General features: G+C 46.1%; 20 protein-coding genes. 7 read left to right on the forward strand and 13 right to left on the reverse strand.

Annotation, left to right across the window (positions count from 1 at the left end):
- Positions 1 to 8: 8 nt before the first annotated feature.
- Genes NSQ12_RS16225 through NSQ12_RS16235 form a run of 3 tightly spaced genes read left to right on the forward strand, consistent with a single transcriptional unit; the run spans position 9 to position 2,635 of the window.
- The gene (locus NSQ12_RS16225; protein ID WP_003229073.1) at positions 9 to 1,340 is read left to right on the forward strand and encodes a cytochrome ubiquinol oxidase subunit I; all 1,332 of its coding nucleotides are present in this window, start codon (positions 9 to 11) and stop codon (positions 1,338 to 1,340) included.
- 42 nt (positions 1,341 to 1,382) lie between these two features.
- Positions 1,383 to 2,423 carry a cytochrome d ubiquinol oxidase subunit II gene (locus NSQ12_RS16230; RefSeq protein WP_014480631.1) on the forward strand — a complete coding sequence of 347 codons (1,041 nt, stop codon included), beginning with the start codon at positions 1,383 to 1,385 and terminating at the stop codon, positions 2,421 to 2,423.
- A 53-nt stretch (positions 2,424 to 2,476) separates the two neighbouring features.
- Positions 2,477 to 2,635, forward strand: coding sequence for a DUF1540 domain-containing protein (locus NSQ12_RS16235; RefSeq protein ID WP_003229069.1), 159 nt, complete (start codon positions 2,477 to 2,479; stop codon positions 2,633 to 2,635).
- An 18-nt stretch (positions 2,636 to 2,653) separates the two neighbouring features.
- Here NSQ12_RS16235 and mntD read toward each other — a convergent pair whose 3' ends face one another.
- The 10 genes from mntD to NSQ12_RS16285 all read right to left on the reverse strand — a co-directional run bounded on the left by mntD (position 2,654) and on the right by NSQ12_RS16285 (position 14,294).
- Entirely contained in the window at positions 2,654 to 3,541 is an 888-nt protein-coding gene (gene mntD / locus NSQ12_RS16240) for a manganese ABC transporter permease MntD (protein WP_033884531.1), read from the reverse strand.
- On the reverse strand, positions 3,531 to 4,838 hold the full coding sequence (gene mntC / locus NSQ12_RS16245) for a manganese ABC transporter permease MntC (protein ID WP_217024350.1): 1,308 nt from the start codon (positions 4,836 to 4,838) through the stop codon (positions 3,531 to 3,533). Before mntC ends, mntD begins: the two co-directional genes overlap by 11 nt.
- Positions 4,839 to 4,843: 5 nt before the next feature.
- Positions 4,844 to 5,596: a manganese ABC transporter ATP-binding protein MntB gene (gene mntB, locus NSQ12_RS16250; protein ID WP_217024352.1), complete on the reverse strand. Its 753-nt coding sequence runs from the start codon at positions 5,594 to 5,596 to the stop codon at positions 4,844 to 4,846.
- Positions 5,597 to 5,614: 18 nt separating this feature from the next.
- Entirely contained in the window at positions 5,615 to 6,535 is a 921-nt protein-coding gene (gene mntA, locus NSQ12_RS16255; RefSeq protein WP_124058879.1) for a manganese ABC transporter substrate-binding protein/adhesin MntA, read from the reverse strand.
- A 279-nt stretch (positions 6,536 to 6,814) separates the two neighbouring features.
- Complete coding sequence (gene menC, locus NSQ12_RS16260) at positions 6,815 to 7,930, reverse strand: o-succinylbenzoate synthase (RefSeq protein WP_003229057.1); 1,116 nt, start codon at positions 7,928 to 7,930, stop codon at positions 6,815 to 6,817.
- Positions 7,927 to 9,387, reverse strand: coding sequence for an o-succinylbenzoate--CoA ligase (locus tag NSQ12_RS16265; protein ID WP_248719372.1), 1,461 nt, complete (start codon positions 9,385 to 9,387; stop codon positions 7,927 to 7,929). The genes menC and NSQ12_RS16265 overlap by 4 nt, the downstream gene beginning before the upstream one ends.
- Positions 9,388 to 9,477: 90 nt before the next feature.
- Positions 9,478 to 10,293, reverse strand: a complete 816-nt coding sequence (menB, locus tag NSQ12_RS16270; RefSeq protein WP_003229054.1) for a 1,4-dihydroxy-2-naphthoyl-CoA synthase — start codon at positions 10,291 to 10,293, stop codon at positions 9,478 to 9,480.
- Positions 10,294 to 10,327: 34 nt separating this feature from the next.
- Positions 10,328 to 11,152, reverse strand: a complete 825-nt coding sequence (gene menH / locus NSQ12_RS16275; RefSeq protein ID WP_015714575.1) for a 2-succinyl-6-hydroxy-2,4-cyclohexadiene-1-carboxylate synthase — start codon at positions 11,150 to 11,152, stop codon at positions 10,328 to 10,330.
- Positions 11,140 to 12,882, reverse strand: coding sequence for a 2-succinyl-5-enolpyruvyl-6-hydroxy-3-cyclohexene-1-carboxylic-acid synthase (gene menD, locus NSQ12_RS16280; protein ID WP_015714576.1), 1,743 nt, complete (start codon positions 12,880 to 12,882; stop codon positions 11,140 to 11,142). Before menD ends, menH begins: the two co-directional genes overlap by 13 nt.
- On the reverse strand, positions 12,879 to 14,294 hold the full coding sequence (locus tag NSQ12_RS16285) for an isochorismate synthase MenF (protein ID WP_217024354.1): 1,416 nt from the start codon (positions 14,292 to 14,294) through the stop codon (positions 12,879 to 12,881). Before NSQ12_RS16285 ends, menD begins: the two co-directional genes overlap by 4 nt.
- Before the next feature lie 289 nt (positions 14,295 to 14,583).
- On the opposite strand from NSQ12_RS16285, the gene NSQ12_RS16290 reads away from it, so the two are divergent.
- Entirely contained in the window at positions 14,584 to 15,303 is a 720-nt protein-coding gene (locus tag NSQ12_RS16290; protein ID WP_041340313.1) for a yteA family sporulation protein, read from the forward strand.
- A gap of 8 nt (positions 15,304 to 15,311) precedes the next feature.
- Here the strand turns inward: NSQ12_RS16290 and NSQ12_RS16295 are convergent, their stop codons facing one another.
- Positions 15,312 to 16,130: a UTP--glucose-1-phosphate uridylyltransferase gene (locus NSQ12_RS16295; protein ID WP_003229044.1), complete on the reverse strand. Its 819-nt coding sequence runs from the start codon at positions 16,128 to 16,130 to the stop codon at positions 15,312 to 15,314.
- 171 nt (positions 16,131 to 16,301) lie between these two features.
- Here NSQ12_RS16295 and NSQ12_RS16300 point away from each other — a divergent pair, with 171 nt between their 5' ends.
- The 3 genes from NSQ12_RS16300 to NSQ12_RS16310 are packed head-to-tail and all read left to right on the forward strand — an operon-like array spanning position 16,302 to position 19,761.
- Positions 16,302 to 17,588, forward strand: coding sequence for a UDP-glucose/GDP-mannose dehydrogenase family protein (locus NSQ12_RS16300; protein WP_004398478.1), 1,287 nt, complete (start codon positions 16,302 to 16,304; stop codon positions 17,586 to 17,588).
- Positions 17,585 to 18,535 (forward strand): NAD-dependent epimerase/dehydratase family protein, encoded by a 951-nt coding sequence (locus NSQ12_RS16305; RefSeq protein WP_326149999.1) that lies wholly within the window; start codon positions 17,585 to 17,587, stop codon positions 18,533 to 18,535. Before NSQ12_RS16300 ends, NSQ12_RS16305 begins: the two co-directional genes overlap by 4 nt.
- Before the next feature lie 2 nt (positions 18,536 to 18,537).
- Positions 18,538 to 19,761: a glycosyltransferase family 4 protein gene (locus NSQ12_RS16310; protein WP_029318307.1), complete on the forward strand. Its 1,224-nt coding sequence runs from the start codon at positions 18,538 to 18,540 to the stop codon at positions 19,759 to 19,761.
- A 73-nt stretch (positions 19,762 to 19,834) separates the two neighbouring features.
- On the opposite strand, the gene NSQ12_RS16315 is transcribed toward NSQ12_RS16310, so the two are convergent.
- Positions 19,835 to 20,266 carry a hypothetical protein gene (locus tag NSQ12_RS16315; RefSeq protein ID WP_004399071.1) on the reverse strand — a complete coding sequence of 144 codons (432 nt, stop codon included), beginning with the start codon at positions 20,264 to 20,266 and terminating at the stop codon, positions 19,835 to 19,837.
- Between the two features lies 1 nt (position 20,267).
- The gene (cotS, locus tag NSQ12_RS16320; protein ID WP_327839362.1) at positions 20,268 to 21,323 is read right to left on the reverse strand and encodes a spore coat putative kinase CotS; all 1,056 of its coding nucleotides are present in this window, start codon (positions 21,321 to 21,323) and stop codon (positions 20,268 to 20,270) included.

The following is a 21,323-nucleotide window of genomic DNA, read 5'->3' on the forward strand; positions in this document are numbered from 1 at the left end:
TTACGATTGTGGATGATTTAGTTTTGGCCAGAAGCCTCTTTGGCACGACAATGGGCTTTCATATTATTTTCGCAACACTCGGAGTCGGTCTGCCGCTCATGATTTTAGTGGCGGAATTGATCTATCAAAAAACGAAAGATGACCATTATGCGATCATGGCGAAAAGATGGACGAAAGCACAAGCCGTTTTGCTGGGGGTCGCCATACCGACCGGAACGATCGCGGGCACTCAGCTCGCGCTTTTATGGCCGGGATTTATGGAAGTCATCGGCCGGGTGATGTCCCTGCCATTTCAAATTGAAATCTATGCTTTTTTTGTTGAAGCCCTATTCATGTCGATTTATGTATACGCTGCAGACCGTTTGTCACCTGCAATGAGGATTGTTGCTGTTTTCTTTGTGTTAGTCGGGGCAGCAGCATCCGCTGTTCTGATCACGAATGTTCACGCTTTTGAAGGTACGCCCGCCGGTTTTAAAATTTTAAACGGAAAAATTACAGATGTTGACCCGTGGGCTGCGTTTTTTAATCCTAGCTTTTTTATCACTGCCGGCCATGTCGTGCTGTCCGCGTTTATGACCGGTGCGTTTATCGTGGCTTCTGTTGCGGCGTATAAAATGATCCGAACGAGGAAAAAGGAAAAGGTCTATCGCTTTCACCGGAAAGCCCTTTTGCTCGCACTGACGATCGGCGGTATTTTTTCATTGCTGACCGCTTTGAACGGACACGAATCTGCACAGATGCTGTACGAATACCAGCCCGAAAAATTAGCCGGTGCGGAAGGCCTATTTGAAACAAGATCCCACGCCCCGCTCGCTATCGGCGGTTTTACCGACCCGAATGAAGAAAAAGTAAAATGGGCTATCGAGATTCCATGGGCTTTAAGCTTTTTGGCAGCGAACCGTTTTGACACTGTTGTAAAGGGATTGAATGCATTTCCTAGAGATGAATGGCCGCCGCTTTTTATTCACACGCTGTTTAATGCGATGGTCGGAGTAGGCATGCTGTTGATTCTTTATTCCATCATCGGTGTGGTCTGGAGAAAGGTGCTTAAGAAAGACCGTTTCCCGACGTGGCTTTTGGTCATTTTCATGACAGCAGGGCCTTTTAGTCTTATCGGCATTGAATTCGGCTGGATTTTCGCCTGTACAGGGAGGCAGCCTTGGGTCATCTATCATCTGCTGAAAACATCGGATGTCGTAACAACGACTGGTTCGATCGGAGTGCTCTTCTTGTTTTTCACATTTGTTTATGCCGTGTTAGGCGCTGCTGTCGTCTACGTGCTGCTGTACTATTTCCGCAAGCACCCGGTTGACGAAGATTTAAATACAGCGGAGTCGTAATGGCTCCGCAAACAGGAAACCAAATGGAAGGAAGATCGACAAATGGAGATTTCAACTGACGCTCTGATCGCCATCTCAATTATCTGGGGCTTTGTGTTTATTTACGCCGTCATGGCGACAATGGATTTTGGAGCGGGATTTTGGTCTATGATCTATTTAAACAAGGAGCATATGAAGGCCACCGATATTGCGAATCGCTTTTTGTCCCCGACTTGGGAGGTCACAAATGTCTTTATTGTGGCCATCGTCGTGGCGCTTTTCAGTTTTTTCCCCGGCGCGACATTTGTGCTCGGCACCGTTTTATTAATTCCCGGAAGCATGATTTTACTGCTTTTAGCGATTCGAAGCGGATTTCTCGTGTTTTCAAATACAGCAAAGGAGCGGAAAACGCTAAGATATATTTCCGGCATCTCCGGCTTTATCATTCCTGCTATTTTAATTTTGGTGCTTCCTGTGACACACGGAGGGTTTATAGAAAAAACGGATGGAATCTATAACTTAAATATGTCTAAAATCTTTTCAAGCCCCAACGCCTATTCATTTATCGGGTTTGCGATTTTAAGCACCTTATTTTTGTCCTCGCTGCTGCTTGCAGATGTTTCAAATGTGGCAGAGGAACAGGATGCGTACCGAGCCTACAGAAAAAGCGCCCTGATTACCGGCCCGATTTCACTGTTGTTTGCAGTATGCATTATGGTGACAATGCGGAATGAAGCAAACTGGCTGTACAGCGGAATGATGAATGATTTTACTTGGATTATTGCATCGTTCATTACATTTGTCATTGCTGGAATCGCCCTTTTTCTGCCTAATAAGAGCTTTGGGCAAAACATCGGAAAACCGCGGCTTGCACTTGTCGCGATTGGGATACAGTATTTTCTCGCAAGCTACGCGTACGGGCGGGCGCATCTTCCGTATATGATTTATCCCGATGTGACAGTCATGTCAGGCTTCACAGAGCCAGCAACGTTCAGAGCGCTGTTTGCAACGTATATCGTTGCATTTATCATTCTATTTCCGGGCTTCTTTTTCTTCTGGAAAATGTTTATGCGAGATAAACGCTATATCCGCCAGGAGGAATAGAGGGCAAGCCAGCCGGCTATACTAATCCAGAACCTTTATAAGGAGGGGATGGCATGGAGCAGAAAATTCTATGTGAGGTCAACAACTGTTCTTATTGGGGCAAAGGTAACAAATGCACCGCTGATGCCATTTATGTTGTCAGCCATACTGGTGAAACGGCTGAAAACAGCCGGGAAACAGACTGCAAAACGTTTAAGCCGCATGATTTGTAATTAAAAGAAAGAGCTGCATCAGCCAGCTCTTTCTTTTTGCATGTTGAGTGTTCTCAGCTTTTTAGTTATGACCCCGTTTGCAGGTGAAAACAAAAAGGCGCTTGCATAACATACACCTGTCATGGCCGCCATCGCTCCTGAAATCGAAACATTAAGCCACGTTGCGAAAAAATAGCCCATGACCGCCGACAGCCCGCCAATCAACGCGCTGAGAATCAGCATATAAAGAAGCCGGTCTGTCAGCAAATGTGCCGCAGCCGGCGGAACAATCAGCATGGCCACAACCAATACTGCACCCACCGAATCAAAGGAAGCAACAGTCGTCAAGGACAGCATGCCCATTTGCACGTAATGAATGAGCAAAACCGGTATTCCCAAGGCTAAAGCCATTTGAGGATCAAACGAAGCGATTTTAAACTCCTTATAGCACACACTGATCAACACTACGTTTAAAACCAGAACAGATGCCAGCATCCAAAACGCTTTCGGCCCAATATCAACCCCGAATACCGTCACCGTATTCCACGGCACAAAAGCGATTTCTCCCATTAACGAGTGCTCAATATCGAGATGGACATTCGCTCCATACACAGAAAGCAATATAACCCCGATTGCAAATAAGGATGTAAACACAACTCCTATGGCAGCATCTGATTGAACCCCCTTGCTATGAAGAAGCTGAACCAAGAAAGCCGTTAACAGACCGGTTGCGGCTGCGCCGATAAACATAGAAATCCCGTCGAGACTTCCCGTCACTAGAAAAGCGCCGACAATGCCAAGCAACACTGTATGACTGATTGCGTCGGCCAGCATCGCCATGCTTCTCAGCACAAGAAATGTGCCGATCAATCCGCAGCTTACACCGACTAATACACCCGTAGCTATAATCCATGCTTCAAAACTCATTTGCGATCTGTCCCTTCTCGGCATCATGAGACGCTTTTCGACGCTCAGGCATCCGTCCATACAGCTTTAAGAGTGAATAAAGCCGCTCTCTCGTTTCTCTCGGTAAACGGTCCGGGTCAAAGTAGTCCTGATCGGATTCTATATTGGCAAGTTCCATTTCATGCATGAGATACACTTCATACATCCGCTGCTTCAAAGCTGTGTGATAGCCTTTTTCTATCCCTTTGCTTGTGATTTGCCAAATCCCATTTTCGATACGCTCAATGCACCTCTCTTGTTCCAAGTCATTTAATGCCTTAAGGCATAATGAAGGGGATAGGCGTCTTTTCTTTCTTACACTTTCAACAGTTACACAAAGATTATTCTTTTCATACTGTTCATAAATCTCCAAAAGCACTTGCTCCCTGCTTGTTCTGCGCCGCAGCCTCATCAGCCTTATGGCTTTAGCAGCCAATCCCCGCTTAGGCGCGCAAATCATTGAAACAAGAAAGAGCAGCGTTGCAGATAAGATCATTAATGGCCCTGTCGCCATTCCCTTCATCGTGGTGCTAAGCAGGGTTCCGGCCACTCCGCTGACCCCGCCTGTAATCCCGGCAATGATGATCATCCCGGTTAATCGTTCGGTCCAATATCTCGCGGTTATGGCAGGTGTAATCAGCATAGCCGCCATTAATATCACACCAACAGTCTGAAGCCCAATGACGACAGCACAGACAATCAGACAAGCCAAAAGCCCGTTTAAAAAACGCACCGGGATTCCTAATCCCTTTGCAAACGCGAGATCAAAAGTAATCAATGTAAATTCCTTAAAGAAAACAATACATAGGAGCAGCAGAACAGCGGATATCCCTGCAATAAGGATGATATCCTGCCTGACCAATGAAGCAGCCTGGCCGAATAAAAAAGAATCAAGCCCGCTTTGGCTTCCCGCCCCCTGTTGCTGAATATATGTCAGCAGAATGATCCCGACGCCAAAAAACACAGAAAGAACAATCCCGATCGCCGAGTCCTCCTTTGTTTTTGAAAGCCGAGGAATCAGCTGAATACAAAACGTTCCGAGCAGTCCGGCGAGCGCTGCCCCCAGCAAAAAGAAAGGCAGTGATTTTTGCCCGGTGAACAGAAAAGCGAGACACACTCCCGGCAGAGCTGAATGGGCCATCGCATCGCCGATTAAACTTTGCTTTCTCAGCAGCACAAAGCTGCCCAAAACACCGCTTGCCGTCCCGAGCAAAAGCGTACCGGCCAGCACCCACTGTGTATTCGGATGCTGGAGCTGCAGCCACAAACTTTCAAACATTGCGTTCACTCCTTATGTCCTTCTGCCAGCACTTTATCTTTTAAAAACGTAAGCCTTCCTCCATATGTTTTTTGCAGGTTTTCGATCGTAAAAACGTTTTCCGCCGGTCCGAAAGCGATTTTTCTTAAATGAAGCAGTAAGATCCAATCGAAATAATCCTCGGCGGTCTGCAGATCATGATGGACGACAAGCACGGTTTTTCCTTTTTCTTTGAGTTCTGCCAACAGCGTCATAATCGCGCGCTCCGTCGCTGCATCGACACCTGCAAACGGTTCATCCATAAAATAAATGTCAGCGTTCTGGCAGAGTGCCCGGGCAAGAAACACCCGCTGCTGCTGTCCGCCTGACAGCTGGCTGATTTGCCTCTTCGCATAATCATGCATCCCGACTTTTGCTAATGCGGCCTTCGCCATCTCCACATCCGCTTTCTTTGGCCTCTTTAATAAACCGATTCTCCCGTATCTTCCCATTAGGACGACATCGAGCGCGCTTGTGGGGAAATCCCAGTCAACCGAGCCGCGCTGCGGAACATATCCGATTCTGGTCCGCTGATCCTTATAGTCTTTGCCGTAAATAGAGATGTCTCCGGAAGCTCGGGGCACAAGACCGAGAATCGTTTTGATCAAGGTTGATTTTCCCGCGCCGTTCGGGCCGATAATGCCAATGAGTTTTCCTTCCGGCACCTGCAGCGAAATGTCCTGCAGTACAGGCTTTTTATGATAAGCAACCGTCACATTATCAAGCTCAACAGGGAACATATCCTCCACCTCTTTTCTTTATTTAAGCGCTTTAGTAATCGTGTTGATATTGTGGCGGAACATTCCTTCGTATGTGCCTTCTTTTGTGCCCTTTTCACCCATGGCATCCGAATAAAGCTGACCGCCGATTGTGACTGTATGGCCTTTTTCTTTAGCGCCTTCCACCACTGCATTGATTGATTTTTCAGATACACTGCTTTCTACGAACACAGCTTTTATTTGTTTGTCTGTCAGAAGATCAACCAGCTCCTGAACATCCCTTAATCCATAGTCCGAATCTGTGCTGAGTCCCTGGAGGCCTTTTACCTTAAATCCATACTCATTCCCAAAGTACGCAAACGCATCATGAGCAGTCACAAGCACACGGCTTTTCTCCGGAATATGTGCGATCTCCTTACGCGACCACTTATCTAAATATTGCAAATCTTCTTTGTACTCTTTGGCATTTTTCCGAAAGGCATCTGCGTGCTGAGGCATTGCTTTGCTGAATTGCGCTTCAATTTCATCCACCGCATAGATCCATAACGGAATGCTGAACCAGACGTGGGGATCAAACGTCTTGCCTTCCCCCGCGGGAATAAGCTTATTTTTCGGAATGGCCTCAGCTACTGCCGCCGATTGTTTTTGTTCGCCGATTTTTTGGAGGACATCCTCCATTTTCCCTTCCAAATGCAACCCGCTGTACAGAACAACATCGGCAGACATTAATTTTTTCGTGTCACCTTGGGAAGCTTTGTAAAGGTGCGGATCAACCCCCGGTCCCATTAAAGAGGTGACTTTTACATGCTTACCTCCGATGTTTTCTGCTGCATCGGCAATTTGAGATGTTGTCGCTGTCACTTGTAATTGCTGATCAGCGCTTTTTCCGGCTGAATCCGTTCCGCATCCCGTTAAAGCAAAGGTCGCAAAAAGCACTGCTGCCATCAGCCCTTGTCTCATATTTCTCCTCCTCTTTGCCATCAATGTCCGATTGTTTTATCTTATGTTGTCAGCTCTTAGACATGTGACATTAAATTAGCCAAAAGCATGTTTTATTTACACAGGACAAAAAGTTTCCTTTGTGCAAAATTATCGCGTTTGGCCATTTTTGTCAAGCTGATTTACATAAAAAAACCGGCTGGGTCAGCAGCCGGTCCAAACGAGAAGGGATGTATTCAACGAACACTTTTACTGTAACAGCACAGTGTCATTTATTCAAAATAGCAAAATGCTTTTTTCTTAACCATGCTGTGTGAAAACATCCATTTTGGTCACATATTTTCGCATAATGTCTTGGTTTACCTCAACCCCTAAACCAGGCTGTTTTGACACAGAAATAAATCCATTATCAATACGAATATCAGGAGTTACAATATCTTCATCCCAATAGCGTGAGGATGAAGATATATCGCCAGGTATTGTGAATTGAGGCAGTGAAGCAAGCGCCACGTTCTGCGCTCTTGATATGCCTGTTTCCAGCATTCCTCCGCACCAAACCTGCATATGATGCTCTTTGCATAAATCATGAATTTTTAAGGCTTCTGTTAAGCCGCCGACACGAGAAGGTTTTATATTAATAATTTTGCAGCTTCCTAGCTCAATCGCCCGTCTCGCATCATCAACTGAACAAATGCTCTCATCAAGGCAAATGGCCGTTTTCAAATGTTTCTGCAGGTGGCGGTGGTCAACGATATCGTCAGCTTGGAGCGGCTGCTCAATCATCATTAAATGATAGTCATCAAGCTCCTTTAAACGGCTGATATCCTTCAGTTCGTAAGAGGAATTGGCATCGGCCATAAGCGGGATGTTTGGGAATCGGCTGCGGATGGCCTTGACCAATTCCACATCCTGCCCAGGCTGAATTTTAATTTTTATTCTTTGATAACCTTCTTTTTGATAGCTCTCAATTTCCTTCAGCATATCGTCAAGAGGCGCCAGGCCGACTACCACCCCGGCAGGGACTTTATCTCTTGTTCCGCCCAATGCCTCAGCAAGGGATACGCCCTTCTTTTTGGCATAAATATCCCATACAGCCGATTCAAGTCCCGCTTTTGCCATCCGGTTTCCTTTATACCGCGCCAGGCTGTCCGGCACTTCTGAAGGGTGATTGAATTCACGGCCGACGACATTTGGGATAAAAAAATCTTTTAGCATATGCAAACATGTTCCAATGGTTTCCTCGGTGTACCAAGGCGAAGAGAAAGCGGAAACTTCTCCCCAGCCTGTGACACCTGATGTATCAATGGCTTCCACGATCAGAAATTTACGCTCTTGAAGCGTTTCGATACTGTTTTTAAACGGTTTCTTTAAGTTCATGCTCAAATGGTAAAGCGTGATTTTTTCTATTTCGATCATAGCAGTTCTCCTTTACGCGCATCCTTCAGCTGATTTCGCAAGAGCTTATTAGACGCATTGCGCGGCAGGCGGTCAAGCACATAGAATTTTGCCGGAATTTTATACTTCGCCAAGCGTTCTTTGCAGTAGTCAGTCAATTCTCCTGCGCTCACAGGCTTGTGAAGGACAAGATAGGCGTGAGGCACTTTCCCCCATTTTTTGTCCTCAGCCCCTGAAACCCCGGCTTCGGCCACAGCGGGGTGTGAAAGCAGCACTGACTCCACTTCGGCCGGATAAATGTTTTCTCCGCCGGATATGATCAGATCTGAACGTCTGTCTAATACATATAAAAAGCCTTCATTGTCCAAATAACCAAGATCACCTGTTTTCAGCCAGCCATTTTGAAAGGAGGCTTCATTTGCGCTCTCTCGGTTAAAATAGCTTTTCATAACATTCGGGCCTTTGACCATGATTTCACCGTGTACAAACGGTTCACATGCCTGTCCGTCCCGCTCTATTTTGATTTCACATGAAAACAGCGGTTTCCCCGCAGATCCGAGCTTTTCCATACTGAATTCCGGCGACAGGGTAACAATTTGTGAGCATGTTTCTGTCATTCCATATGACTGAAAGACAGGGAATCCTTTCTCACGGCATTCCTCAAGCAATGGCAGCGGTGCAGGACCGCCGCCGAGAAGAATGCATCTGATGGATTCAGGGCAGCGGTTTGTTTCTTCCAAAAGACTGGCCAGCATAGTCTGCACCGCAGATATCATTGTCACTTCATGCCTGTTGATAGAATTCAGCACATCGCTTACGGAAAAACGCTGGTGAAGCACGACAGTCATTCCATAGATCACAGATTTAAATAATGCGGACAATCCGCTGATATGAAAGAGCGGCAATGCGATAAGCCAGCGGTCTTGTTCTGTTATACCCAAATTAAGAGCGGACGACACCGCACTGAAATAATGGTTTCCGAACGTTTGCTGAACTCCCTTGGGCTTTCCTGTCGTACCCGACGTATACATCAGCGTTGCCGTTGCATCCATTTGCATATAAGCCTGGATCTCAATTTCCTCTGCTGCTTCTTTCATCAGTTCATCCACATCAATCGTTTGAACGATGTGTTCATATTCTTTCTTCTCAAAGCTTGAATCTGTCAATAAAAAGCCGGATCCCGAATCCTCCAGCTGAAACAGCCTTTCATGTGTTGACAGCTTCGTATTCAAAAGCACCGCCTTAACACCAAGCAAAAAACAAGCGTGAACAGCGTATACCATTTCTGCACGGTTTTGGAGCAAAATAGCTGCAGTATCCCCTTTCCGAACCGAATGAGCGGCAAGCTGTTCCGCCATTCGTTTAGACGCGGCAAACAATTCTGCAAATGTCACGGTTTGGTCTTCATAGATGAGAGCGATTCTCTCAGGTGTCAGCTGTGCCCGCTGCATGAGCCAGTTGGGCTGTTCTGTCAGCATGTCATCATCTCCGAGGTAAAATGTCTGTATTGAAAAGAAAACAGCTTGGACCGCAAAGTCTCAAGCTGTTGGTTTACTAGGTATTGCTGATCACGGAAAACGAGGGAACTGTCCGAAATCAGGTTTGCGTTTTTCCTTAAAGGAATCACGGCCTTCTTTTGCTTCATCTGTTGTGTAGTAAAGAAGGGTAGCATCCCCTGCAAACTGCTGAATTCCAGCAAGTCCGTCTGTGTCCGCGTTAAACGCAGCTTTAAGAAAGCGCAGTGCGGTCGGGCTTTTTTCAAGCATTTCTTCACACCATTTAATCGTTTCTTCTTCAAGCTGTTCCAAAGGAACGACTGTGTTGACAAGACCCATGTCCAGTGCTTCCTGTGCGTTGTACTGACGGCATAGGTACCAGATTTCACGTGCTTTTTTATGTCCTACAATTCGAGCCAGGTAGCCAGAACCGTAACCTGCATCGAAGCTTCCCACTTTAGGGCCTGTTTGTCCAAAAATTGCGTTGTCCGCAGCAATTGTCAAGTCACATACGATGTGAAGCACATGGCCTCCGCCGATCGCATATCCGGACACCATCGCAACAACCGGTTTCGGGATGACGCGGATTAAACGCTGAAGATCCAATACGTTAAGACGCGGGATCTGGTCGTCTCCTACATATCCACCGTGGCCGCGCACTTTTTGGTCTCCGCCAGAACAAAATGCCTTGTCCCCTGCACCGGCAAGCACGATAACCCCAACGTTTTGGTCGTCTCTTGCGTCAGCAAACGCATCAATCATTTCAGCAACCGTTTTAGGGGTAAACGCATTATGTACCTCAGGTCGGTTGATTGTTATTTTTGCAATGCCATTATACGTTTCATACAATATCTCATCGTATGTCCGTTTTGTTTTCCATTCAGCCATATGATGACCTCCTTTTATTCTCTATGTGAATGAGTCAGATGCTTGTCAAAAACTCACTCACTATTTTACCAAACAATCGCGGCTGTTCCACATGGACCGTATGTCCTGCTTTTGGAACAATCTCTATTCTACTAGAAGGAAGCATCTTATGCACCTCTTGATTGATGGCGCAAAATTTTTCGTCCCACTCCCCGCAGATAAGAAGCACAGGAACATCTATTTCCTCTACACGGCTCCACAAGGAAGGCTGTGAACCGGTGCCCATGCCGGTTAAACTGTTCGCAAGCCCAATCTTATTGTTCCGCAGACGGCCCGATCGTATCCTGTGCCGAATATCTTCAGCCAGCCTCTGCTGAGATGAAAACAAAGGGATATTCTCCCAATACGCAACAAACGCTTTGAGTCCGTCTCGTAAAATAAAATCAGCAAGCTTCCGGTCCCGCATGATTCGTTCCCGCCGTTCCCCAAGTGTTTTGAGCCCCGGCGTCGTGCTTTCAAGCACAAGTGCCGATACCCGCTCGGGATATGTCATCGCGAAAGAGTAAGCAAGCCTTCCTCCCATAGAATACCCAATCAATTTCACTTTGTGAAGTTTTAATTGATCAAAAATCTCGGCAAGGTCAGAAACTTGCCGGCTTGTGCTGTATCTTTTCCCATTCAGCGGGGCATCGGTTTCCCCATGCCCTAAACAATCAATTTTGATCAAACGGGAATCAGGCAGCATTTCATCAAGAAAAGTCCATGATTGTTTGCTGCCGGTAAACCCGTGCAGACAGACGACGGCTTCGGAAGCATTCGGTCCCTCGTCTGCCACTGCATATCGGACACCATCTGATACCGTTATGTTTACAGTTCCCATTGTTTTTTCACTTCCCGCACAGCCTCATTCAGCATATCGCGATGAAGCTGGACTCTTGATTGGCGATCCGTTTTGATTTCAATCAAATGGAGTCCGGGCTTGTCTGCCTGCGGCGCGTAAGCTGTTTTGAATTCATCCCAAGAAGCCGGGCATGAATACGTTCCGCCGTAAAGTGCAGCGGCATGCTTGAAATCGAGCCCTGTCGGTGTGCCGAACAAATCTTCAAAGTGTGTCTTCTCAGAAGCCTGCGGCAAAAAGGAGAAAATCCCTCCCCCGTCATTATTGACAAGAATCACAGTAAGTGGAATACCCAGCTTTTTGGCCGCCAGCAAGCCGTTTAAATCGTGATAAAAAGATAAATCTCCAATCACAAGGGTAACAGGCGCTTTTGTTCCTTCACATACCCCCATGGCAGAGGAGACGACACCGTCTATCCCGTTTGCTCCCCGGTTTGAATAAATCCGGAAAGGGCGGTCCTGCTTTTCGAAAAACGTATCAACATCCCTGATCGGCATGCTGTTTCCCACAAACAGCGAGCTGTTTTCAGGCACAAGATGCTGAAGGATTCGATAGAGATTGCCTTCAAACGAAACATCTTCACTGCTGATTGTTTGCAGATGCTCGCGGAACCGCCCATTGACAAACTGCCACTTTTCCAGCCACTCTGAGGATCTGGCAGCAGCAGTAAGGCCTCCCATGATCTCCTCAGCAAAAACAGACGCATTACAATGAATCATATGCGCGCTTGCCTGTGTCGGGTCTCTCCACCCTCCATCCTCGTCAATCACTATTTGCTGAATCGCCGGATCATCCTTAAGCCATAAGAAAACCGGTTTTGAAACAGGCATCGGTCCAAACCGAATGACAACATCAGGACGAAGTTTCCGCTTCAGCTCATCATCTTTTAAAAACGAATCATACGCATCAATAACAGTGCTTTTATCATGAACACCATTCCGCAGATTAGACAGCGGATCCGCTAAAATTGGATACTGAAGCGCTTTTGACAGCGCAATAATGTTTTCCTTATCCGCATCACTATGGAGCTCCCCGCAGACGATCATTCCTTTTTCAGCCTCTGCGAGCATCTCAGCCACATCAGACAGGGACTCTCGGTCAACAGACTGCGTACCCGTTTTCACAGACACATGACGGCCTGTTCTCATTCTTCCAAACGGCTCATCTGAAAGATCCGGCATCAGCGGTTCGCGCAGCGGCACATTCACATGGACAGGCCCCATCGGGCGCTTTTGTGCTTCTCCGGCAGCGCGGCTTGCCAGCGTTCGGATGTATCTCAGCATTTGCGGAGACTCTTCAGGAAGAGCAGAGTCTGTGAAAAACTTAACAAAGTTACCGAATAAGAAGTGCTGATTAATAGCCTGCGGTGCGCCTACTTCGCGCAGCTCATGAGGCCGATCAGCAGTTAACACAATAATAGGCACCCTTGAATAATGGGCTTCAACCACAGCCGGATAAAAGTTGGCCGCGGCTGTTCCAGATGTACAGATCAATAGTACGGGACGCTGCTTCGCTTTTGCCAAACCTAAGGCAAAAAACCCGGCAGATCTTTCATCAATTTGGACATGGACGCTGATATCGGGATGCGCAGCACAAAGAACAGCCAGCGGTGTAGATCTTGAGCCCGGACAAACGACGGCGTCCGTAATTCCGGAAAGGGCGAATTCATCAATAAAACTTCCGATGTAATGAGTAATCGGGTTGACTGTCAACGCCTCTCACCTCCTAATGCAGAGATCATCGGCTTCAATTTAATCTGTGTTTCTTCATATTCCGAGATTGGTTCCGAGTCTTCCACAATACCGCACCCGGCAAACAGCCTTGCAGTGCTTCCTTCGATCAGCCCTGAACGAATGGCTACCGCGAATTCCCCGTTATCCTGGCTGTCAATCCAGCCGATAGGGGCAGCATACCAGCCGCGAGACATCGGTTCAATCTCCCTGATCACGTCAACAGCTTTTTCCTGAGGTGCTCCCCCGAGCGCCGGAGTGGGATGCAGCTTCTCAATTAAGTCAAAAATTGAAGCAGACTCGCGCAGCTGTCCGACAATCGGCGTAAACAGGTGCTGAACGCTTTTTGTTTTGTACAAAACAGGTCCATCAGGCTTTTCAACCTCTGAACAGCTTGATACAAAAGCATTATGAATCATACCTACCACAATATCATGCTCAAGCAGGTTTTTCTCATCGTTTAATAATTCAAGGCCTATCCGGCGGTCGTCTTCTTCATTCACGCCTCGTTTAATGGAGCCTGCCAGACAGGAAGACATAACAGTGCCGCCGTCTCTTTTGATCAGTCTTTCCGGAGACGCGCCGACAAAGGTTTTGCATTCTTGTTCAATTGCAAAAACATAGCTTGTCTGCTGATCGTCCAAAAGCGTTTTAAGCACCGGTTCAATTTGGATTGGACCGTCAAACGTGAGCAACAGCTCTCGGGCAAGAACAACCTTATCATATTGTTTCTCTTTAATTTGGCTTGTGGCCGTTTCGATTGCTTTCAGCCAATCATCCTTATCCAGCTCTTCGGCTACTGCAATCACAGCCTGATCTTCTTGCTTGAAATCGGGAACCATAAATTCCGCTGCAAAAACTTTTAAGCCTTCTAAAACAGCTTCTGCATCTTCTCCTCCGCTTACCCATTTGTTAACTGTTAAGAACGGGCCTTCAGCAGTCATCGTCAGCATAAGCGCAGGCACAAAGAAATCCCCTTCCGAGAAATGGTCCCATTGTGAACCTCTTTCTTCGCAAGGGTCAAAAGAAAATCCTCCGAATAACACAGGTCCCACTGCAGAATGCTGCAGCTTTTCTTCTTCATAAATATGAAAAGCCGTCTTTTTAAAGCGCTCCCATTGTTCAAAAACCTCACGATACCGCTCGCTGTTTTTTTGATTTGTCTGGAAAACCGCTTCTTTGCCAAGACCGACTATTGTCAATTCACTTTCAGGATCTGACCAAAAAAATCGATTGCCTGTATATTTTTTTGCTCCGTAATTGAAAAATGATAGAGGGTCAAGAGACTCGATTTGTCTCGAATAGCTTATTAAGACAGCATGGTTGACTTCTTTGGCTTTATGTAATGCATGTAGAACTTCCTTTCGGAACGTACGCTGCACCGTTGTCACCATGAGACATTCCTCCATAATCCTTAAAATGCTTTTAATACCATACACCTGTGTCTCCTTTGTGTCAAACACAGATCATGCAGTCCAAATGGCCTGCCTTACCTATTATAAACCTAATTTCAGAAATGAAAAAGAAACAAAGCTTAAATTTCTTTCTCCACTGATAGCAAAGGTTGTATCCGCTTACCATAAAAGGAAAACCTCCTATATTCCTCCACCCGCCATTTATGAAAGTTCTCAGGCGATCTGTTCATACTAAAGGTATGCATCACAGAGAAACGAGGCGATCACATTGCTTACGAAAGAACAGCTTCAGCATTTAAAAAATGAACTGGAACAAACGAAAAAAGATATCTTAAACCGTTTCAAAGACAATGATCATTTTCAGCTTAACTCAGCATTTCCTTATGATTCGTGGGGTGAGCTTTCGGCATACGACAACCATCCCGGCGATCAGGCGACAGAACTTTACGAGCGTGAGAAAGACATCGCTCTAGACTTGCATGAGCGAGAGCACCTTCGGGACATTGAGCATTCATTGAAGGCGATAGAAAACGGTACGTATGGCATTTGTGAAGTCAGCGGAAAGGAAATCCCTTACGAACGACTTGAAGCGCTTCCGACTGCCACAACCCTCGCGGAGTATTCGTCACAGGACGTGGTTTCCAAAGACCGTCCGATTGAAGAAGAAACACCATTCGGGCAATTTGAATTTGATGATGATGAAGAAATCAGAGCGCCATATGACAGTGAGGATTCCTATCAGGATGTCGAAAAATATGGTAACTCACAAACGCCGCAGGATATGGAAAACCCTCCGCTCAGCTATGATGATATGACGATGAATGCCGAAGAGAATATCGGCAATACGGAGTCTTACGAAAATTTCATCGCTACAGATATCACTGGAAAAGAAATTACCGTTTATCAAAGCAGAGCCCATGAGCGCTATGAAGAAGAACTTGACGAAGAGGGAATCATGACCACATTCGGCGATCTCCACGCTGATTGAACCCCCGATTATTGGGGGTTCTTTTCAGTTTTCAGCATATCGTAAATCAGCTTCAGATAATCCTTTTGCAGGCCGATGTCATACCGCTCGCCCTCTAGCAATTTCCCGTATACGGTACATGCCCCAAGCGAAGCTTTTATCGCATCCGTTACCTGCACTTCTCCTCCGCTATCAGCTTCTAATGCCTCCAGCTCATTAAAAATATCCGGTGTGAAAATATAACGCCCTGCTGCGGCAAAATGAGACGGAGGGTTTTGTTTAGGCTTTTCCACAATATCCTGTATGCGATAAAGCCCTTTTTCAACAGGCTCCCCTTTTATCACCCCGTAATGATGTAAATCCTCCGTTTTTGTTTCTTTTAAGCCGATCACACTGGACTGATATTTCGTATACGCTTCAATCAGCTGCCCCAAAGCCGGCTGATTGGCGGAAAAAATCAGATCATCTGGCAAAACGACGGCAAAAGGCTCTCCGCCTGCAAATTGCTTTCCGAAAGAAATGGCGTCGCCAAGACCCTTTGCATAAGGCTGCCGCACATAGTGAATCCGTATATCCGGAATGGGATGCTCTCTAAGTAAATGCAGTTTATTCTTAGAGGCCAAAAAAGCCTCAAGTGCCAAAGAGGAATCAAAATAGTCGACAATCAGATTTTTATGGCTCGATACAACCATCAAAATGTCCTCAATGCCTGACTCCTTTAATTCTTCAACAAGATAATGAATCACAGGCTTAGATCCTACCGGAAACATTTCTTTCGGAATCACCTTCGTCACCGGCAGATTTCTCGTGCCGAATCCGCCTGCAGGAATAATCGCTTTTTTTATCATGGTATTTTCCCCTCAGCTCATGTTTATTACATGATATTCCAAGAGCGCATCCCGATGTTTGTACATCTGAAATTAGGCGGAAGCAACTGGGCAGAAAGCGGAATCACGAACCAGCCCTTTTTTAATAGGATATTGATATATGACCAGTAATCTTGTAAAGGAGCTCAGGTGATGAAAATTTGTGTGGTTGGCGCCGGGTATGTCGGTTTAACCCTATCAGCGGCACTGGCATCCATCGGACATGACATGATATGCACAGACAAAGACGTCAAAAAAATCGGGCAGCTGAAAAAAGGAGTCATTCCCTTTTACGAGCCTGGGCTTTCAGATGCAATACTTCGTTGCGGCAATCTCTCGTTTTCTTCTGAAGTGAAATCGAGCATGGAGGAATGTCCCGTTATTTTTATCGCAGTCGGAACTCCGCCGCGTTCGGACGGATCAGCTGATACGAAAGCCCTGCAGTCCGTCATCGGTGATTTAAGCGAGGCGATCCGATCGTATAAAACCATTATTACGAAAAGCACTGTTCCGCCCGGGACAAATGAAAACATAGCAAAACAGCTGATTGCCTCCGGAGTGTCTAAAAACCTCTTTAATATCGTATCCAATCCGGAGTTTCTGCGGGAAGGCAATGCCTTATATGACATGCTGCATCCTGACAAAACAGTCATCGGTGTTCAGGAAGAAGATCACGTATCGGCAGCCATCGTCAAATCCATTTACAAACACATTGATACCCCTTTTATCGTTACAAGCTTAGCGGGAGCAGAGCTGATCAAATATGCCAACAATTTCTTTTTAGCGGCCAAAATTTCGTTTATTAACGAAATGGCCCGCATATGTGAAGCCTATCAATCAGATATCTCAGATATTTCCCGCGCTATCGGTCTAGACCCAAGGATCGGGAAGCACTTTTTGCAGGCAGGCATCGGATACGGAGGCTCTTGTTTTCCAAAGGATCTGCAGGCGCTGCAATTTGCTGCCCAGGAAAAAAACACGGAGACCTTCCTGCTCCGGGCCGTGCAGCACATTAATGACACCCAGCTTGGCCTGTATATCAAAAAAATACAGTCATTCTTCGAAACACTTCAAGGCAAGAAAGCGGCTGTACTCGGCATTTCCTTCAAACCGAATACTGATGACATCCGGAATTCTCAGGCTGTCAGACTGATGGAAAGGCTGGCGGAGCTGGGATGTGATGTTCATGCATATGATCCTGAAGCTGTACTTCCAGAACATTTGCGGCAACATGTAACTCAGCATTCTCAAGCTTTTGATGCGATCGAAGAGAGTGACTTTTTATTTTTGGCGACAGAATGGTCTGAGTTTTTAGCGTTTGATTGGAAAAAGGCTGCAGATATCATGAAAGGGCGTCTTGTGATTGACGGACGCAACGTACTAAAAAAAGAACTGATCGAGGCTTGCGGCCTGATCTGTACGGGAGTTGGCCGTCCATGAAAATACTCGTCACAGGAGCAGCGGGCTTTATCGGCTCCCACCTCTGCGAAGAATTACTAAAAGATAAGAAACATAACGTTATCGGAATCGATGACTTTATCGGTCCTACTCCATTTTCCTTGAAATTAAAAAACCTTAAAAACCTGCTGCAAGAAAAGCGATTTACGTTCATAAAGGAAAATCTGCTGACAGCGGATCTTGCTCCCTTACTGGAAGGAGTGGACGTCATCTTTCATTTGGCGGCCATACCGGGTGTCCGCTCAAGCTGGGGCAATCATTTTCACCCATATGCCGCACATAATATCCAGGCGCTCCAAAGGCTCCTCGAGGCGTGCCGGGAACATTCTATTCAAACGTTCGTCTTTGCATCCACCTCTTCCGTCTATGGCGAAAAACAAGGAAAAGTCAGCGAAAACACGTCGCTTTCTCCTTTATCTCCGTACGGGGTAACAAAGCTTACGGGAGAAAAGCTTTGCCATGTGTATCAACAGAGCTTTGGCATTCCAATTGTGATTCTCCGTTTTTTTACCGTATACGGGCCAAGACAGCGGCCGGATATGGCTTTTCACCGGCTCATTAAGCAGCACCTTCAGCAAAAGCCGCTTACCATTTTCGGTGATGGGCAGCAGTCAAGAGATTTCACTTATATCGGCGACTGTGTCAAAGGCATCACCGCTGTTCTTGGGAAACCCCACCTTATTGGTGAAACAGTAAATATCGGCGGCGCAGAGCGTGCCTCAGTCTTAAAGGTTGTCTCCCTCATTGAGGATATTTCCGGTAGAAAAGCAACACTGCACTTTTCGGACAAAATAGCAGGGGAACCGAGCAACACGTGGGCGGATATTTCAAAAGCAAAACAGCTCTTGCATTATGATCCCGCCACATCCTTAAAGGATGGCTTGACCAACGAAATCGCCTATTTATCGTCGCTGTATCAGGGGGAATAAAAATGAAGCTTGCCTTTATCTGTACAGAAAAGCTGCCGGCGCCCGCAGTACGCGGCGGCGCTATTCAAATGATGATTGACGGTGTCACGCCCTATTTCAGTAGCAGGTACAACCTGACCATTTTTTCAATAGAAGATCCATCGCTCCCAAAAAGAGAAACAAAAGACGGCGTACATTATATCCATCTGCCAAAAGAACATTACCGCGAGGCGGTAGCCGAAGAGCTGCGAGCCTCTTCCTTTGACCTCATTCATGTGTTCAACAGGCCTTTAAATGTCTCTTTATATAAAAAAGCCTCACCAAACAGCAAGATCGTTCTGAGCCTGCATAACGAAATGTTTTCTGAAAAAAAGATGACCTTCGCGCAAGGAAAAGAAGTACTCGACAATGTCTCCATGATCACAACAGTGAGCGAATTTATTAAACAAACCGTCATTGAACGTTTCCCTGAAGCCGAGGACATCACAAAAGTTGTGTATTCCGGCGTTGATTTAAACTCTTATCCGCCCGTCTGGACGATGAAAGGCTCGGCTGTCAGAAAAACATACCGGAAAAAATACGGTATTGAAGATAAAAAAGTTATTTTATTCGCCGGCCGCTTAAGCCCGACAAAAGGGCCTCACCTTCTCATTCACAGCATGAGACGGATTTTGCAGCAGCACCCTGATGCTGTACTGGTCATAGCAGGCGGGAAGTGGTTCAGCGATGACAGCGAAAACCAATATGTCACCTATCTGCGCACGCTGGCGCTGCCATACAGAGACCACATAATCTTTACAAAATTCATTCCCGCAGACGATATCCCAAACCTTTTTCTGATGGCAGATGTATTTGTGTGCAGCTCTCAGTGGAACGAACCCCTCGCCCGTGTGAATTATGAAGCAATGGCGGCCGGCACGCCCTTAATTACCACAAACCGGGGCGGAAACGGTGAAGTCGTAAAACACGAAGTCACCGGCCTTGTCATCGATAGCTACAACAAACCTTCTTCATTTGCAAAAGCAATTGACAGAGCCTTTACAGATCAAGAATTAATGAACAAAATGACAAAAAACGCCCGAAAGCATGTAGAAGCTTTATTTACCTTTACCCATGCTGCCAAAAGGCTCAATACTGTTTACCAATCCGTTCTGACCCCGAAAAACAAACAATTTCCGCCGCCTTTTCTGACGCAAAATTTTGATTTATCATCTATCAATCAGCTTTTTGTGAAAGCAAAAACATAAAACCTACAGCTCGTGTTGCAAAACGGGCTGTTTTTTCGCTACAGAGAACTTAAAAAAAGGCATAAATGTGACTTTATGCCTTGCGCTTTACAGTTTGAGAAAACCATGGAGCTGGTTTAGATTCACTTGGAAGAATGATGATTTCCACTTTAGCTTCTTCCGCTAAGTCTGGTTCTTCATCTTCATCCTCTTCTTCATATGGGGGCGCTGAGCGTTTCGAATCACGCTCCTCCTCAGGCTCCAGAGTGGTTTCGAATTTTGTTTCTTCTTCATCATCGACGATTTTGCGATCTGTTTCCTTTTCCTTCGTTTCTTTTTGATATTCTTTCGGTGCATTGATGTGAGGGAGCTCTCGAATGCTGCCCACATCTAAATGCTTCTCCTCTTCTTCCTTCTCAGCTGAGATTGAGTCATGAGCCTGCCATCCCATCGGTCCAGGCGGTGTAAATACGAATTGGTCGAGATCCAGTTTAGAAATAGAGGCTTTTTGTCTCGATGACCTCATGTCAATTCGCCTCCCGATACGCTTTTATCTTTTTATACAGTTCCGGCAGTTTATCCAAAAACGAATCTTTAGATTCTTCAACAGAAATCATGTTTTGCAGCGCCCAGTTATATTTCTCATCTGACCACGTTTTCTTTTGCTTCAAATAATATTTGTGCCCGATTGCACAGAACAAATGCGGAAACGCGAGATCAATCCAAAGTACCTCGTACTGTTTTTCTGTGAGCGGATACACTGCGTCGTAGGCCGCAAGCAGTGCGACCATGAAATCAGTATCCCATACAGAAAGCTTAACCATCACTTTATTCAGCAGAATACGAAGGTCTCTTGACGGCAAATCGTAGGTAATCGAGTGAAGCTCCTTTAAAAAAGGCTCCCCTTCGATCTCTGTCAAACGTGCCAATGTAAAATCCTGAAAACAGAATCCGCCATGCTCGAGCGTTTCTTTTGTCCAGGTTTCGTATTCTGAGTCATCAAGCGCCTGAAGAGCTTCTTTTCCTCTTGCCAGCATTTTATCAGCATGTTTTAAGAAAGTTTGCGAAAATACGTCATCAGGATAGGATGCCGCGATCTGCATATTCCCTTCAAGTTCCTGCAGCTTCCATCGGTACAATTTATGCCATTTCCCCAGCCTGCTTCTCTTCTTGCTTTCATCTGTGCAAACATATCCTTTTGAGGCATGATGAAATTGGCCGGTAAATGACATGACTTTTTTCATTTGCTCTGCATCATAGTAAATCATTTCTTTTCCTGTCACTTTGTCATATAAGCTGTAAGAAACCTGATCCGTGCCCAAGCAGCTACCGCCATTTTTTGTTTGATGAATCGGCGCTATCGGCAGCCCTTTCTCTTGTAAATGGGCGTGTGCCTGAGTGATAAAAAGCATCCGCTCCGGTTTCATTTGCGCTTCTTTTAGCAGCTTTGGGCCATGATCAGTTTCGACTTCCCAGATTTTGCGCCCGCTTTTGTTCGATTTCAGCGCCACATGGTCGATATGAAACGGATAATAACTGAGAATTTCGGACACAATCTGTTCTTCATGCTCTTTTTGGTACAC

The organism is Bacillus sp. PS95 (assembly GCF_037963565.1).
Taxonomy (GTDB): domain Bacteria; phylum Bacillota; class Bacilli; order Bacillales; family Bacillaceae; genus Bacillus; species Bacillus subtilis.

Bases quoted from the DNA above. Each gene is read 5' to 3' on its own strand.
- NSQ12_RS16230 (WP_014480631.1), top strand. From the start codon at position 1,383: ATGGAGATTTCAACTGACGCTCTGATCGCCATCTCAATTATCTGGGGC.
- NSQ12_RS16235 (WP_003229069.1), top strand. From the start codon at position 2,477: ATGGAGCAGAAAATTCTATGTGAGGTCAACAACTGTTCTTATTGGGGC.
- mntD (WP_033884531.1), bottom strand. From the start codon at position 3,541: ATGAGTTTTGAAGCATGGATTATAGCTACGGGTGTATTAGTCGGTGTA.
- mntC (WP_217024350.1), bottom strand. From the start codon at position 4,838: ATGTTTGAAAGTTTGTGGCTGCAGCTCCAGCATCCGAATACACAGTGG.
- mntB (WP_217024352.1), bottom strand. From the start codon at position 5,596: ATGTTCCCTGTTGAGCTTGATAATGTGACGGTTGCTTATCATAAAAAG.
- mntA (WP_124058879.1), bottom strand. From the start codon at position 6,535: ATGAGACAAGGGCTGATGGCAGCAGTGCTTTTTGCGACCTTTGCTTTA.
- menC (WP_003229057.1), bottom strand. From the start codon at position 7,930: ATGATCGAAATAGAAAAAATCACGCTTTACCATTTGAGCATGAACTTA.
- NSQ12_RS16265 (WP_248719372.1), bottom strand. From the start codon at position 9,387: ATGCTGACAGAACAGCCCAACTGGCTCATGCAGCGGGCACAGCTGACA.
- menB (WP_003229054.1), bottom strand. From the start codon at position 10,293: ATGGCTGAATGGAAAACAAAACGGACATACGATGAGATATTGTATGAA.
- menH (WP_015714575.1), bottom strand. From the start codon at position 11,152: ATGGGAACTGTAAACATAACGGTATCAGATGGTGTCCGATATGCAGTG.
- NSQ12_RS16285 (WP_217024354.1), bottom strand. From the start codon at position 14,294: ATGGTGACAACGGTGCAGCGTACGTTCCGAAAGGAAGTTCTACATGCA.
- NSQ12_RS16295 (WP_003229044.1), bottom strand. From the start codon at position 16,130: ATGATAAAAAAAGCGATTATTCCTGCAGGCGGATTCGGCACGAGAAAT.
- NSQ12_RS16300 (WP_004398478.1), top strand. From the start codon at position 16,302: ATGAAAATTTGTGTGGTTGGCGCCGGGTATGTCGGTTTAACCCTATCA.
- NSQ12_RS16305 (WP_326149999.1), top strand. From the start codon at position 17,585: ATGAAAATACTCGTCACAGGAGCAGCGGGCTTTATCGGCTCCCACCTC.
- NSQ12_RS16310 (WP_029318307.1), top strand. From the start codon at position 18,538: ATGAAGCTTGCCTTTATCTGTACAGAAAAGCTGCCGGCGCCCGCAGTA.
- NSQ12_RS16315 (WP_004399071.1), bottom strand. From the start codon at position 20,266: ATGAGGTCATCGAGACAAAAAGCCTCTATTTCTAAACTGGATCTCGAC.